The organism is Novosphingobium meiothermophilum (assembly GCF_003171715.1).
Lineage (GTDB): Bacteria > Pseudomonadota > Alphaproteobacteria > Sphingomonadales > Sphingomonadaceae > Novosphingobium > Novosphingobium meiothermophilum.
Window position 1 is genome coordinate 16,777 of sequence record NZ_QGHL01000007.1, and the last position, 13,612, is coordinate 30,388.

Consider the following 13,612-nt stretch of genomic DNA (forward strand, 5'->3'; position numbering starts at 1 on the left):
GGGTTATCCTTTCGGAGCTGGGGTGGGGGCCCGGGTGGAGGTTGGGCGCAGGAATTCCCGGAGCACTGCAGCAGGCCGGTAGCCTTCGAGAACGGCGCCATCGGCAGGGCGCACGATCACCGGTGTGCCGCCAAAGCCGTGTGCCCGGGCGAAGGTCTCGTTGGCATCGAGACCGCTCGTGTCGCAGGGTTTGGGATTGGCGAGCGCCAGACCCGAATAGGCCATGTGCAGCGCAAGCTCGGGCCGAGGTGCGCACAGCACCCGTTCCGCATCGCGGCGGCTCTCCGCCCCGAAAATCGAGATCGGCCGTTCCTCGACCCGCGCCCCAATCGCCTTCAGTTCCGCCTCAAGCTTCTTGCAGTAGCCGCAGTGGAAGTCCGAGAAGACAACGACACGTGGACCATTGGCAGGGCCCCAGGTGATCGCGCCATTTGATGGAAGCTTGCCAAGCTGCACATGCCGCGGTTCAGCGTTCCGGGCTGAAGCTGCTGATGGGTTTGGGCTCCCATCCGCTTGCGCTTCGGGATTGCTGCGCCGTGCGGCCCCTGCCGCCAGCAGGTCCGGATTGAGAGCGAGCAGCCGTGCAGCCGTCAGATCCTGACGGGCTTCCATGTCATAGACCCGGCCGATCACCAGATACTTCGCAGCCCGGTCGACATAGAAGAGCGTCGATTTGGACGCGACTTCGCACAAGCCCCCAAGGCCCTTGCAGTTGATCGCGTCGATCGGCGTCTTGGGCAGGCGCAGCTTCAGTGCCTCACGCACCTTCGCCATGTCCGGAGCGGCAGTGGGGGCTGCAAGGCTTGCTACACCCCATCCGGTCGCGGCCGACAAGACGATGATTGCTGCCAGCCCTGCGCTGGCACGCAACCAGCGGCGCCGACGGTTATCCCGCTCTAGAGACAAGTTTTCGATCATTGGGAGTTCCTCACGTAGACGCCGTCGAGGAACACGATCTCGACATCGATGCCGGTCGGCATCTCGACGACGGGTTGGTACTGTTCGGCGCGCTCGATCAGGTATTTGCTGACCGTGTCGGCGGCATCGGCGGCGCCTTGGCCAAGCCCGCCACCAAGGATGTCACCAGCCGAGAGCTTAGAGCGACTGCCATCGGGGTTGGTCGTGACGCCGGAGAACACGCTGTTGGCGTTTGCGGAGAAGCCGCGCCCGAAACCGCCGACGATCCCGGCGAGCAGGGCCTGGCTGACGAGGCTGCCTTCGCGGCTTACGACGCGGCCGCGGACCCCGGACTTGCCAGCGAAGCTGATGAAGCCCTTGACCTCGCTCACCGCGACCCGGCCACCAGGCTGATCGCAGGTCATGCGTGCGAGCTTCACATAGACCTTCTCGCTGCTGAGATCCCCGCGCGCTGCACCGTTCACAACGCAGCCCTGGATCCGGGTGGTCAGAACTTTCCCGTTCTGCATGACGGATCGGGCAGGCCCCGTGATCCTCAGCACCACGGGCAGCGGATCGGTCTGGCTGGCGACGCCCGCCGAGGCGTCGACGCCGACGATCACCCGGGCGGGCGCATAGGAATTGGGCGGCAGGTAATCAGGCGAGTCCTCGACGACGACCGGCGGGGCATCGGGGCGACCCACTCTGAGACCACTGCTTGCCGCCTTGTCGGAGCTGAAGCTCATCAGCTTCACCTCGCCAGGCGACGGGATCATGCCGCCCTGCGGATCACCGCCTGCGGCCACAGCACTGGGCTGAGGCGAACGTCCCCGCGCGTCATAACCGCCTGCCTGCGGCCCATAGGCCGGTGGCGGTACAGCGGGTGCCGTCGTCGCTGGCTGAGCGGCAAGCCGTGTCTTCAGCTCAGCATTCTCTGCGGAGATGGCATCGATCGCGGCCTGCCCATCGACCCGCATGGCCTGGTTTTCGGCTTTGAGAGCCGCGAGCTGTGCCTCGATCTCCGTCCGCGGGATGCTCCCATCCTTCAGCGCCTTTTGTTCGCGCGTGACAGCATCGAGCCGGTTGCCATAGGTCGCGACGAACTCGCGCTGGGACAGATCGCGGTTGACGAGGCCCGCCGTGTCGATCGTCTGCTCCGCATTGGGATCGCCAGTCTTGGCCTTGTCGTCACCGCCAAGGATGAACCAGCTCCCGCCGAGCAGGGCGAGCGCTCCCAATGAGCCCAGCAGCAGCTTCTGACGGCGCGCAGTGCGGGCGTTGAGCCCGGAAAGTTCGGATGGCGCCGCACACTCGGCCTGCAGAGGGGCAGGGCTTGGCGTATTGGCTGCATCAGTCATGGCCGGTCTCCGCCTTTGCGCCGACAACAAAGGCCGTGGTGCTGGTCCCGGGCCCGAGCTTCGGCTCGGCGATCGAGACAGCGAGAGTGTCGCGGGGCGCGAGATCGCGCTCGGCCAGCGTCACCGGCTTCGAACCGCGATTGTGGATGCGGACCACCTTTCCGGTGAGACTGGCGCCGCGATAATCAGCGATGAGCTGGACTTCGAGATCGCCGACCCGGGCAGGCATAGCGGTCGACTGGCGGACCTCGAAGCCATCGACAGTCCGGTCGTTGGCCATGGCCTGGATGAGCCTGACGGCGCTGGTCTCGATCGGGGTCTGGCTTTCCCAATCCGCCGCTTGGGTTTTCGCGATGGCGGGGTTGGTGATGAAGACCTGGGTCGCCGGAATTTGCTCAACCCGGCACGAGACCTTGTAGACGAAGCCCTTTTTCGTGGTGGCGAAGAAGCTGATTGCCCGGGCGGCGTAGGTTTCCGGAACCGACACGTAAATGTCGCCGCGCACCGGCTCGTTGGTCACCGCAAAGTCATTGTAGGGCGTGCCGGTCGAGATCTTCGAGACGCTGGCGAACTGGTCGTCGACTAGCGCAAAGCGGGTCAGTTCCCGCGCCGAGACGCTGCACTCAATTCCGGCACCATCGACCGCTTGCTTGAACTGGTCGGCGGCATGAGCGGGGGATGCTACTGCTGTGAGCAGTGCTGCCGCACTCAGAAGTCGGACCCGAGCGTGGGCATCTTTTCGGTAAGCCATCACTGGGCCTCCTTTGATTTGTCCTGTGGGGGGAGCTGGGCGAACCCTGCCAGCGCCAGGCGCAGGCCGCGGTAAGTCCAGCTGAAGCGGAAGCGGCGCTCGTCACTCGCAATCACCTGCGCGCCGACGAAGGTCTTGAGGGTTCCGGTCACATCCGAGGTCAGCCCCTTCGGATCGACGCTCATCGACCGGATCACGAATGCCTGGGTGACGTCTGAGCCCCGCTGCTCCTCGACAATCCGCACGAGCTCAGCTTTGAGCCGCCCATAGCTTGCGGGATCCGCTAGCTTCAGGATCTCGTTCATCCAGTAATCGAGGCCTTCGGGGCTGCGATTGAGGAGAACAAGTGCCGCATCGCGGGTGACGAGCTCGAGATAGTCGGCCTCGACCCCGGCGCTGCTCACCGTGAGTTGCTTGGGAACAGTTGGCACCAGCACGACCTCACGGTCGCGGGTGGCGGCAAGGCTCCCTGCGATGACCAGTGCGAGGCCGAGACCGGCACTGGTGATCGCGAACAGGTTCCGCTGGCGGAGCAGCGATTGCTGACGTTCGTGGGATATATCGGAAAACATGGGCTCCCCCTCAACCGGCAAGCAGTCGGCAGTGAGAAGGCGGCGTTGCCTTGAGGCCCAGAAATCCTGCAGGCAGATACCAGTATGCGGCATGGGCTACCCAGGAGCTGGCGCGTCCTGCTTTTGCCTTTCGCAATGCGAACCAGGCGCCGAAGGCGACTATGATGCCGATAATGATATGCTGTGTGAGGATCCCCCAGGTGAAGGGGGCCAGCATTCCCGCGAACTCGTCGATGGTCCAAAAGCCGATAAGCTCCGGGTCATCGAGGCGCCGGGGAATGATGTAAGGGTCTGCCATGGCGCCGCCGCCTTCTCGTCCGACCGTTCAGATGACCGCGGTCACGACCGAGGTGACGATCGGAACACCCGTGCCGACGCCGATGCCGACACCGACGGGAACCGCGACCTGGCCGAGCGAAAACCGCCCGGACGCCAGACCGATCAGGCCACCGGCGAGGCTGAGAACCGTGATGATCTTGCCGCCCGAACCTTCCAGGAAATCCGTGAATTTGGTGAGGGCAGGGGTGAAGGTCGTATCCGCGCCAGCATAGGCGGCGCTCGCCGCAAGCGCCGCGACTGCGACCGGGATGGCAATGTTGAGGGTCTTGCCGAGACCCTTGACGCTGGCGCGCCGGGGGAGGGTGAGAGACTGCATGTGAAGCTCCGGTTGGAGGGGTGGTCACAGCGTTCTTGCGTTCGCTGTGTGTTCCACATGCATCTAGGAAATGGTCGTAGGAAAGAGTTCTGCTCCGATCTCCGCTGAAGGTGGAAAGATGTGGACGCATTTTTTGCTGCCCAACGCTTCATGCCGACGATAATGCCGATAAATCAGTCTTTTTGGGTCGGTGACTTCCGTCACGTCCGCCGTGATTCGGCGACGACTGGGATAGAGGAACTGATTCGCCTCGAAACGAGATGTTCCATGTATGTTCTTTTCGTTTTCCTACATGCGACAATTCGCGATATGCCTGCGACTCGCACCATTGCAGAAACAAGGAGACTACAATGTACCATCCAACAACCGCCGCCAGACCGGCCAATGAAAGCCTGGCTCGCGTGCTAGCCCATGCGATCGATGCTGCAGGCAAGCCCCGCCACAGGATTGCCAATGAATGCGGGATGCATCGCGAGACCTTGCTTCGCGTTGCGCGTGGTGAGCGGCCCATCGGGCTCGACGAAGCAGCTCGTGTGCTTGCCGCCTGCGGAGCTCACCCCCGCGCATCCATGATTCTCGCGCTCGCCGGGCAGGAAGATCTTGCTTGCGAATGGATGCATGGCGAGATGGGCGAATTTCTCGAAGAGTTCTTCACCAGCCTGCCTGTCCATCTGCAGCGGACCCTGGGGCGTCGGATTGAGGATTTGCGGCCTCGGTGGGCCAATGGCACCTCACAGCTTGTTGCGCGAATGCTTGCCAAGCACATCGATGATTTTGTGGGCCGAGACATCGCGATGTCGCTGCCCCGGTAAATTCCAGAGTTCGGAGGGGACCGAACCCAAGCGAATGAGATTAGAAATGCAACATTCACCTCAAGATGGCACGCAACCCCCGCGTCTGGCCGCCACTGCACCTGCTCGCTTTCTTCGCCTCCCGGAAGTCATCGCGCGTGTCGGACTGCGCCGCTCCGCTATCTATCAACGGATGAGCGAGGGGCGGTTCCCACGGTCGCGGTCGCTGGGGCCCAAATGTGTTGTGTGGGTCGAAGCAGAAATCAACGATTGGATGCGCGAGATCGTATCAAGCTGACTTTGAATTCAGCCCTATCGCTTCCGGAAAGGGCGGCTTCCGACCCAGACCCCGTCGTTCAAGATCGCCGGATTGAGCGCCTGCTTCCGCCAATTGCAGCCACGCTGCATTAGGTATTACTTATCACGCCCCCCATGACTGGTGAGTGCTCGAGGAGCGAATGCCAGCATCTGGCCAGCCTGTTGGGTAAGATCAAAGCTCGATGTGCACACCAAAGCCCGGGCGCGGGGCAATCGTTGCCTTGCCAGAATGCGCCGCAACGATTGCCGCAACCATGGCCAGCCCCAGACCATGACCGGGCGTTGAACGGCTGCGGTCGACCCGCGCGAAGCGGTTGAAGAGTTCGGGAGCCTCATTCTCGCTTACGCCCGGACCATTATCAGTGACGGCGAGGCTGATGCCGTGATGAGCGTTTGCCAGGACGATGTGAACGGTCGTTCCCTGCGGCGTGTGCTGCGCGGCGTTGTCGAGCAGGTTCGTGAGCATCTGTTGCAGCAGTCTGCGATCGCCGTGCATGGTGAGGCCGGGCGCAATGCTAGTGAGAAGCTGGTGGCCGCTGCTCTCCATTGAGGGTCGGAAAGCATCCGCCACATCGGCCACCACCGCGCTGAGGTCGATGGTCTGGAAGTGTGCGCGGGCGGCCATGCCTTCGACCTCGGCAATCCGTAGCAGGGCGGAAAACACCTCGAGCAGCTCACCTGCTTCCCTGGCGGCAGCCTCGATCGCCTCGCGTTGCAGCTCGGGGTTGCGTTCGCGCAGGGCCTCGTCGAGCCGATTTTGGAGCCGCGTGAGCGGCGTGCGCAGATCGTGGGCGACATCGCTTGAGACCTGGCGCAGGTTCTCCATCAGCCCGGCGATGCGGTCGAGCATCCGGTTGAGCGTTGTGGCCACGCCGTCGAACTCGTCGCCGCTTCCGGTCAGGGGCACGCGCCGCGACAGATCGCCGGCAATGATCGCAGCCGCTGTGTGATCGATGCGGGCGAGCCGCCGCCGGGTTACGATGCCCACCAGCCAGGCCGCACCGATGCCGAGCAGCAGTATCGCGCCGAATGCGCCGAGGAACAAGAGTATGAGGCGGTTGTCCATTTCGTCGATGGCGGCGCGATCGGCTCCGACAAGCAGCCGGTAGCCACCCGGCAGGATAGTCGTCAGCGACTGCGCGATCCGCTCCTCGCCGTTCGCTTTGTAAGGCAGCAGTTCGACATAACCGGGCTTGGGCGGGACGATCGTATCGAGCGATCCCGCCACGGGCCTGTTTTGGGCATCAACGAGCCGATAGCCGAGGCTTGCCGTACTGCTTGCCGCCTCGCGCCGACGGATGGCGGCAGCCACGCCCTCATGCCCGTCCTGCCCTTCGTCGATCAGCGCCTGCGTCTCGATGGCGATGCGGTGATCGAGTTGCAGTTCGAGCGCTTCGTGGGTGGTTTCGAAGGCCACAGCGCCGATTACCAGCGTTGCGAGCGCAAAGCCCACAGCGACTGCTGCCACCAAGCCGAACGTGCCGCGCCACCAGCGCTTCATCCGCCGTCCCTGACGAGATAGCCCGCGCCGCGCACGGTCTCGATCGGGTCGCTGTCGAACCCGGCGTTAAGCTTGGAGCGCAAACGGCTGAGATGGGTCTCGACGATATTGGTCTTGGGGTCGAAGTCGAAATCCCACACCCGTTCGAGCAGCATGGTCCGGGTCATGATGCGGCCAGGGTTGCGCATCAGTTCGGCTAAAAGGGTGAACTCGCGGGGCTGGAGCGCGATCTTGCGGCCTGCGCGCGTGACGGTGCGGCGGTGCAGATCGAGCACGATATCGCCCGCTGTCAGCCGCGCAGGTTCCGCCGCGGCTGAAGGCCGACGCCCCAGCGCATGGAGGCGGGCCGCCAGCTCGGTAAAGGCAAAGGGCTTCACCAGATAATCATCCGCCCCGCCTTCGAGCCCTTCGACCCGGTCGGCAATCCCGCTGACGGCGGTGAGCATCAGCACCGGGGTCATGTTTCCGGCAGCGCGCAGGGCCTTGACCAGCGCGAGGCCGTCCAGCCCGGGCAGCATCCGGTCGACCACCATGGCATCGAAGCCGCCATCGGTGGCGTGGAACAGCCCGTCGCGCCCGTCGCCGCTGGTCACCACCTGATGGCCCAGTTCGGCCAGGCCGCGGGCGATGAACTGGTTCGTGTCGGCATCGTCCTCGACGATCAGGATTCTCATGGGTTCATTCTAGCGGCTTGGGACCGCTGCGCCAGCCACCGCCAAGCGCCCGGAACAACGCAACCTGCGCCTGCGCAACGGCGAGTTCGGACTGCGCCAGCGACAACTCGGCCTGGGCCAGCGTGCGATCGGCGTCGATCCGCAGGAGCGGTGCCGCATCGCCAAGCCGGACGCGAGCCTCGGCGCGGCGGGCGTAGAGACGTCCTTCGGCGCGGGCCACGGTCAGCGCCCGGTTGCGGCGCACTTCGCCATCATAGGCCGCAAGCGCTGTCTCGACATCACGTAGCGCGCGGAGAACTGCGACATCCCATCCGGCCAGCGCTGCCCGCTCGGTCGCCTCGGCCTGTTCGATGCGCGCGCGGGCCGGGGCCTGGTTGGGGAAGGCCCAGCTCACCAGCGGTGACCCGGTTGCAGCCAGCCCCCCGCTCAACAGGCCCAGCGCGCCGCCGAGGTTGATGCGGGGGTAAAGATCGGCACGCGCCACGCCGATCCGCGCAGTGGCGGCAGCAAGGCGGCGTTCGGCCTCGCGGATGTCAGGGCGGCGCAGTAGCAAAGACGTGCCATCGCCGACGGGAGCCGCAGCGCGCAGTTTCGGCGGCGCTTCACAAACGACGGGATTGGTGCGGGCTTCGCCCGCCGGGCGTCCTGCGAGCGTGGTGAGGCGATAGCGCGCATTGGCCTGCGCGGCTTCCAGCGGTGCGATGGTCGCCCTGGTCGCCGCGACAAGGTTGGCGGCCTGCGAGACTTCCAGCGGGGAGACTTCGCCTGCCGCGAGCTGGCTGCGGGTGATGGTCAGCGCACGCTCCTGAAGTGCGACCTGTTCTCCCACGACGGCAAGGCTGCGGGTTGCGCCGCACAGATCGACATAAGCCAGAACCGTATCGGCGACGACCGCGACCTTTACCCCATCAAGCGCAGCGGCCTGCGCCTCGGCATCCGCGCGGGAGGCCAGAGCACCCGAACGGAGCCGTCCGAACAGGTCTGCATCCCAGCTTGCCGTCACCGCCAGATCGTAGTCGGTGGTCGGCACATTGCCCGATGCGCTTGGCTGATTGGCGGGATTGTCGATGCCGAGACTGCTCTCGATGGTGGTCTGGGGCAGCCGTGCCGCTTGCGCCTGACGCAGCGCCGCGCGCGCGCCATCGAGATTGGCATAGGCCACCCTGAGGTCGGCATTGGCTGCGAGGCTGGCCTCCACGAGGCGATCAAGCACAGGATCATCATAGAGCCGCCACCAATCATCGGGCACCGGCTCGATCGAAGCGACCGGGAGGCTCGCGAACGGCCCGGCAGCCATCGCGGGATCGATCTTGGTTGCCGCAGGTGGGGGCGTGGTTGCGCAGGCGGTCACCATCAGCGCCGCGAGGGGGGCAAAGCGCTTCATGCCACCGCCTCCGCCAGTTCGGGCTCGGGTGTCGGGCGTTCCTTGCCGAAGCGGGCATAGAGCGCGGGCATCAGGAACAGGTTGAGCGCGGTAGACGAGATCAGGCCGCCGAGGATGACGATCGCCATCGGATGCTCGATCTCGTGACCCGGCTTGTCGCCCGCGATCACCAGCGGCACCAGCGCAAGCCCTGCGCACAGCGCAGTCATCAGGATCGGCACAAGACGCTCCTGCGCACCGCGAAGGATCAGGGCCGGGCCGAACGCCTCGCCCTCGAAACGCCGCAGGTGATCGTAATGCGAGAGCAGCATGATCCCGTTGCGCGCCGAAATCCCGATCACGGTGACAAAGCCGACCAGCGATCCCAGCGACAGAACCCCGCCAGTGAGCGCGACCCCGATAACCCCGCCGACCAGCGCAAAGGGCAGGCTGAGGCCCACCAGCGCAGTGATCCGAGCAGAGCGGAATTCCAGCCAGACGAGCAGCAGGATGCCGAACAGGCAGGCAAGGCCCACGGTCCACAGCCGCGAACGCGACTCCTTGAGCGCTGCGTATTCGCCGAGGATCTCGGGGTGATAGCCCGTGGCAAAGGGCACCTCGCCCACCGCCGCCTCGACCCCGCGCGCCACAGCGCCGAGATCGGCATCGCTGGCGATGTTGAGCGTGACATCAAGACGGCGCTGGCCGTCCTCGCGCTTGATCTCGTTGGGCGCGGGCACGATCACCACATCCGCGACATCGCGCAGGCGCACCGGCGCGCCGACTGGAGTCTGGATCATTAGGTCGGCGAGCGCGTGCTGATCGCCGCGAATGGCTGGCTCGCCCCACAAGGCAACATCGAAAGCCTTTTGGTCGCGGTAGATTTCGCCCAGCTTCTCGCCCGCCACGAGAGTTTGCGCCTGCCGCCGCACCTCGCCCGGCGTGAGGCCCAGCGTGACCAGATCGGCCGCACGCGGGCGAATCTGGATCTGCGGCACGAGCACCTGCTGTTCGACCTTGAGATCGGTGACGCCGGGGATGCTGGCGACCTTGCCGCGCACCCGCTCGGCGGCGGCGCGCAGCTCGTCTTGGTCGGGGCCGTAAATCCGCACCACCACGGTCGCGCCTGCGCCCGAGAGCACTTCCTTGATGCGTTCGCGCAGATAGGTGAGCACGTCGCGGTAAAGGCCGGGATAGCCTTCAACCACTTCCTTGATGCGGGCGACGCTGGCGTCGTAGTCGGCCTCATCATCAAGGCTGATCCACAGCTCGGTGAAGTTCGGACCCACCACCTCGTCGGCAGCCTCGGCACGCCCGATATGCGCCCCGAAGTTGCGCACGCCGGGGATTGCTCGCAGCTCCTTCGAGGCGCGAATGGTGATGCGGTCCATCGCATCGATGCCGACGCCCGGCTTCTCGACGAAATGCATCAGGAAGTCGGTCTCGCGGAAGTCGGGCAGGAACTGGTCCTTGAATCCCAGGTAGCCCACGCCGGAAAGCAGCAGGCCGCCCGCGACGATGCCCATGGAAAGGCGAGGCCGGTCGATCAGCCGGGGTAGAACGCCAAGATAGCGCTGCTTGAGCGAGGCGACAAAGCGCGTGTCGCGATGCTCCTTCATGGGTGCATTCGGCAGCAGCATCAGACACATCGCAGGCGTCACCACCAGCGCGACCAGCAGCGAGGCGGCAATCGCCAGCACATAGGCAATGGCGAGTGGCCGGAAGAACGTCCCCGCCACCCCGCCGAGGAAGAAGATCGGCAGGAACACCAGCATCACGATCAGCGAGGCGAAGACCACCGCCGTGCGCACTTCGAGCGAGGCCGAGAGCACCACGGCAAAAGCCGAGCGCGGATTGCCCGCCTCACGGTTCAGGCGGAGACGGCGGGCGATGTTCTCGACATCGATGATCGCATCATCGACCACCTCGCCAAGGGCAATCACCAGACCGGCGATCACCATCGTGTTGATCGTCGCCCCGCTCCACAGCAGCATGAGACCTGCCGCCAGCAGTGACAGCGGGATCGCTACAAGGCTGATCGTGGCCTGCCGCCAGTCGCGTGTGAACGCGAACAGCACGATCGCCACCAGCAGGCAGCCGATCATCAGCGCGCGGGTCAGGTTGTCGATCGACTTCTCGATGAAGGTTGCCGGACGGAAGATCGTGGTGTCGATCTTGACGTCCTTGAGGCCGGGCCGCAGCTCTTCGACCGCCGCCTCGACATCGCGGGTCAGCTGGAGCGTATTGCCGGTCGGCTGCTTCTCGACGATCAGCATGATGCCCGGACCATCGTCGATGATCGCATTGCCGATGGGGGCGGCAAAGCCATCGGTCACCCGCGCGACATCCCCCACCCGCACCGGCGCATCGCCTGCGATCTTGATGACAGTGCGGGATAGGTCCTCGGCGGTCTGGATCGCACCTGCCTGCTGAACGGGTAGCCGCTGGTTGGGCGTATCGACAAAGCCGCCGCCGCCGACCAGCACCGCATCGCCTGTCGCTGCGCGCAGTTCGGCCAGCGTGACGCCCGAGGCTTGCAGCCGGTCGGGATCGGCCAGAACCTGCAACTGCCGGTCGCGGTAGCCCCACACGGCGACATTGGCGACGCCCGGCACCGACATCAGCTTGGGCCGGATCGTCCAGCGCACCAGCTCGGACAGCTGCATCTGATCAAGCTTCTTGGAGGATATGCCGATCTTCATCGCCCGGCTCGTGGACGACAGCGGCGGCAGCATCACCGGCGGGCGGGCAGCGGCGGGCAGTCGTGCCTGCACCTGCGCCACGCGCTCCTGCACCAGCTGGCGGGCGCGGATCACATCGGTGCCGCGCTCGAACAGGATCGTCACCGAGGAGAGGCCCAGCACCGACTTCGAACGCAAGGTTGCCAGATCGGGCACGCCGTTGACCGCGGTTTCGATCGGCACCGTGATCAGGCTTTCAACCTCCTCGGTCGACAGGCCCGGCGCTTCGGTCTGGATCTCGACGATAGGCGGAGCGAACTCGGGGAAGACATCCAGCGGCACATCGGCAGACGCTCGCAGGCCAAGCACCACCAAGAGCGCCGCCATCGCAAGCACCAGCACGCGCTGCTTGAGCGCGGAGCGAACCAGCCAGGCGAGCATCAGTGCGCGACCCCAAACTCGGTGCCGAACAGCTCAGCCGCACCTGCCGTGACCACCAGCGTGCCGGGACGCAAACCCCGCGAGAGGATCGCACGACCATCTTCGGTTGCGGCAACCTCGACCCGCTGGCGCACGTAGGTGTCGGCCTCGGTCTTGGCATAGACCCATTCGCCGCCATAGATGTCGCGCAGGATTGCGGAGGTCGGCACGGACAGCCCTTCGCTTCGCCCACCAGCGAGCGGGAGCGCGACGCTGACCCGCTGGCCGACACGATAGGCCCGATCACGATTGTCGAGCGCGAAATAGAGATCGACGGTGCCAGCGACTGCGTTCGCCGATGGCGGCGCATCGACGGGCCGCGCCGATCGTTTCGCGCCGTCCTGTCCAAGCGGCGAGATCAGCGCCGACTGGCCTTGTTGCAGCCCGGCAAGATCGCTCCCGAACACCGGCACCCGAACCCAGACGTAGCGCTGGTTGCCAAGGCTCGCCACCGCTGGCCCGAGCAGGCGGCGCTGGGCCGCAGCCGCGTCCGCAGCAGCCTTTGCCGCACCGAGCGCCGCCGTCGCTTCATCACGCGCGCGAATGCTGCCCGCTTCCTCATCGACCAGAGCCGAGGCACGATCATAGGCGACGCGCGCCAAGGCCAGCTGCGCCCGTGCCCGCGCAAGTTCGCCATCGGCAGCGACCTGCTGAGCCGAGAGCTGTTGCAGATTGCTGGCAGAATTGATGGGCGCGCCGCCGACACCCGCTGGGATGACGATCTCGCCGCTCGTCATTCGCATCACGGAAGCGGTGCCCGTCCCGATCCGCTCGGTCACAATCCCAAGCCGCTTCTGCGCTTCCGGTGTGAGCTTCAGGCGGACAAGCTCGGTTTCGTGGGCGACCGCCTCGCTGTGAACTGGCGGCTTGGGCGGCGAGGCAGGCTCGCTTCCGCAGGCGGTCAGCAGGACGGCAGGGACGATAGGAACAAAAATCAGACGAATATGCATACCCTTCGCATAAAGCGTCAGCATTGGGGCAACGTTGGCGCTGCTATACGATTTCCCAATGTGCAGCTGCGCGGCAGGTGTGACCCGATGCAAAAGTGAAATCGAGGCTGTTGGTAGCAGGCAGCTGACATCGGTTGGCGCTCCACACGCTCCCAGACACGGTCGCGTCCGCCCCTGACCAATGCGGTCAATCGGTATCCCATTCAGGAATGAGTGTTATGTCCCACTTCGCCCGCTACATGGAAACTGGCTGTGGTCGACCAAGTTAAGTCCCACATAGCCTTCGGTCATGTCCCCCGGTGTGGTATTTGCGCATCCCACTTGTCAGGGCTTGAACCAGCGGCTGTCGCTTCGGTTATGCATAGGTTTGGATGTGGATCCTGTACCTGTTCAGGTCGGATAAAACGCCCAAAGCGAACAACTGTACGTCGCAGCGAGTCCATTATGTGGGAGGAAATGTGGGAGAATTTAGCTGGTAATACATTATTTATCCATAAATTTCAGCACTTAAGGGGATAGTTCGGTACAAGCCCTGTCCACCACCCAGCCCATTGCATTCACCACCCGGCCGATTGCAATTATGCCGCCATCTTAACTGTGCGGTTAAGAATCGTTGCGTGG

General features: G+C 64.8%; 13 protein-coding genes. 2 read left to right on the forward strand and 11 right to left on the reverse strand.

All coding sequences use genetic code 11. The annotated features are described in order from the left end of the window. Positions 1–3: 3 nt before the first annotated feature. The 6 genes from DKM43_RS04290 to DKM43_RS04315 are packed head-to-tail and all read right to left on the reverse strand — an operon-like array spanning position 4 to position 4,233. Positions 4–918: a DsbC family protein gene (locus tag DKM43_RS04290; RefSeq protein ID WP_109797271.1), complete on the reverse strand. Its 915-nt coding sequence runs from the start codon at positions 916–918 to the stop codon at positions 4–6. Continuing rightward, the gene (locus DKM43_RS04295; protein ID WP_109797272.1) at positions 915–2,255 is read right to left on the reverse strand and encodes a TraB/VirB10 family protein; all 1,341 of its coding nucleotides are present in this window, start codon (positions 2,253–2,255) and stop codon (positions 915–917) included. Before DKM43_RS04295 ends, DKM43_RS04290 begins: the two co-directional genes overlap by 4 nt. Next, positions 2,248–3,006 carry a type-F conjugative transfer system secretin TraK gene (locus DKM43_RS04300; RefSeq protein WP_109797273.1) on the reverse strand — a complete coding sequence of 253 codons (759 nt, stop codon included), beginning with the start codon at positions 3,004–3,006 and terminating at the stop codon, positions 2,248–2,250. The genes DKM43_RS04295 and DKM43_RS04300 overlap by 8 nt, the downstream gene beginning before the upstream one ends. Next, positions 3,006–3,578, reverse strand: a complete 573-nt coding sequence (locus tag DKM43_RS04305) for a type IV conjugative transfer system protein TraE (RefSeq protein WP_109797274.1) — start codon at positions 3,576–3,578, stop codon at positions 3,006–3,008. The genes DKM43_RS04300 and DKM43_RS04305 overlap by 1 nt, the downstream gene beginning before the upstream one ends. 10 nt (positions 3,579–3,588) lie before the next feature. Beyond that, on the reverse strand, positions 3,589–3,876 hold the full coding sequence (gene traL, locus DKM43_RS04310; RefSeq protein ID WP_109797275.1) for a type IV conjugative transfer system protein TraL: 288 nt from the start codon (positions 3,874–3,876) through the stop codon (positions 3,589–3,591). Between the two features lie 27 nt (positions 3,877–3,903). Next, the gene (locus tag DKM43_RS04315; RefSeq protein WP_054725555.1) at positions 3,904–4,233 is read right to left on the reverse strand and encodes a hypothetical protein; all 330 of its coding nucleotides are present in this window, start codon (positions 4,231–4,233) and stop codon (positions 3,904–3,906) included. A gap of 350 nt (positions 4,234–4,583) precedes the next feature. On the opposite strand from DKM43_RS04315, the gene DKM43_RS04320 reads away from it, so the two are divergent. Both DKM43_RS04320 and DKM43_RS04325 read left to right on the forward strand, forming a co-directional pair. Then, a complete protein-coding gene (locus DKM43_RS04320; RefSeq protein ID WP_109797276.1) occupies positions 4,584–5,045 on the forward strand; it encodes a transcriptional regulator in 462 nt (153 codons plus the stop codon). A gap of 46 nt (positions 5,046–5,091) precedes the next feature. Continuing rightward, positions 5,092–5,322 (forward strand): AlpA family transcriptional regulator, encoded by a 231-nt coding sequence (locus DKM43_RS04325; protein ID WP_082733519.1) that lies wholly within the window; start codon positions 5,092–5,094, stop codon positions 5,320–5,322. Between the two features lie 192 nt (positions 5,323–5,514). Here DKM43_RS04325 and DKM43_RS04330 read toward each other — a convergent pair whose 3' ends face one another. The 5 genes from DKM43_RS04330 to DKM43_RS04350 are packed head-to-tail and all read right to left on the reverse strand — an operon-like array spanning position 5,515 to position 13,015. Further along, positions 5,515–6,843, reverse strand: a complete 1,329-nt coding sequence (locus tag DKM43_RS04330) for a sensor histidine kinase (protein WP_109797277.1) — start codon at positions 6,841–6,843, stop codon at positions 5,515–5,517. Continuing rightward, the gene (locus DKM43_RS04335; protein ID WP_109797278.1) at positions 6,840–7,517 is read right to left on the reverse strand and encodes a response regulator transcription factor; all 678 of its coding nucleotides are present in this window, start codon (positions 7,515–7,517) and stop codon (positions 6,840–6,842) included. The genes DKM43_RS04330 and DKM43_RS04335 overlap by 4 nt, the downstream gene beginning before the upstream one ends. Before the next feature lie 4 nt (positions 7,518–7,521). Then, positions 7,522–8,901 carry an efflux transporter outer membrane subunit gene (locus tag DKM43_RS04340; RefSeq protein ID WP_109797279.1) on the reverse strand — a complete coding sequence of 460 codons (1,380 nt, stop codon included), beginning with the start codon at positions 8,899–8,901 and terminating at the stop codon, positions 7,522–7,524. Further along, positions 8,898–12,002 (reverse strand): efflux RND transporter permease subunit, encoded by a 3,105-nt coding sequence (locus DKM43_RS04345; RefSeq protein WP_109797280.1) that lies wholly within the window; start codon positions 12,000–12,002, stop codon positions 8,898–8,900. Before DKM43_RS04345 ends, DKM43_RS04340 begins: the two co-directional genes overlap by 4 nt. After that, positions 12,002–13,015, reverse strand: coding sequence for an efflux RND transporter periplasmic adaptor subunit (locus tag DKM43_RS04350; protein ID WP_231736671.1), 1,014 nt, complete (start codon positions 13,013–13,015; stop codon positions 12,002–12,004). Before DKM43_RS04350 ends, DKM43_RS04345 begins: the two co-directional genes overlap by 1 nt. Between the last annotated feature and the right edge of the window lie 597 nt (positions 13,016–13,612).

Bases quoted from the DNA above. Each gene is read 5' to 3' on its own strand.
- DKM43_RS04290 (WP_109797271.1), bottom strand. From the start codon at position 918: ATGATCGAAAACTTGTCTCTAGAGCGGGATAACCGTCGGCGCCGCTGG.
- DKM43_RS04295 (WP_109797272.1), bottom strand. From the start codon at position 2,255: ATGACTGATGCAGCCAATACGCCAAGCCCTGCCCCTCTGCAGGCCGAG.
- DKM43_RS04300 (WP_109797273.1), bottom strand. From the start codon at position 3,006: ATGGCTTACCGAAAAGATGCCCACGCTCGGGTCCGACTTCTGAGTGCG.
- DKM43_RS04305 (WP_109797274.1), bottom strand. From the start codon at position 3,578: ATGTTTTCCGATATATCCCACGAACGTCAGCAATCGCTGCTCCGCCAG.
- traL (WP_109797275.1), bottom strand. From the start codon at position 3,876: ATGGCAGACCCTTACATCATTCCCCGGCGCCTCGATGACCCGGAGCTT.
- DKM43_RS04315 (WP_054725555.1), bottom strand. From the start codon at position 4,233: ATGCAGTCTCTCACCCTCCCCCGGCGCGCCAGCGTCAAGGGTCTCGGC.
- DKM43_RS04320 (WP_109797276.1), top strand. From the start codon at position 4,584: ATGTACCATCCAACAACCGCCGCCAGACCGGCCAATGAAAGCCTGGCT.
- DKM43_RS04325 (WP_082733519.1), top strand. From the start codon at position 5,092: ATGCAACATTCACCTCAAGATGGCACGCAACCCCCGCGTCTGGCCGCC.
- DKM43_RS04330 (WP_109797277.1), bottom strand. From the start codon at position 6,843: ATGAAGCGCTGGTGGCGCGGCACGTTCGGCTTGGTGGCAGCAGTCGCT.
- DKM43_RS04335 (WP_109797278.1), bottom strand. From the start codon at position 7,517: ATGAGAATCCTGATCGTCGAGGACGATGCCGACACGAACCAGTTCATC.
- DKM43_RS04340 (WP_109797279.1), bottom strand. From the start codon at position 8,901: ATGAAGCGCTTTGCCCCCCTCGCGGCGCTGATGGTGACCGCCTGCGCA.
- DKM43_RS04345 (WP_109797280.1), bottom strand. From the start codon at position 12,002: ATGCTCGCCTGGCTGGTTCGCTCCGCGCTCAAGCAGCGCGTGCTGGTG.
- DKM43_RS04350 (WP_231736671.1), bottom strand. From the start codon at position 13,015: ATGCTGACGCTTTATGCGAAGGGTATGCATATTCGTCTGATTTTTGTT.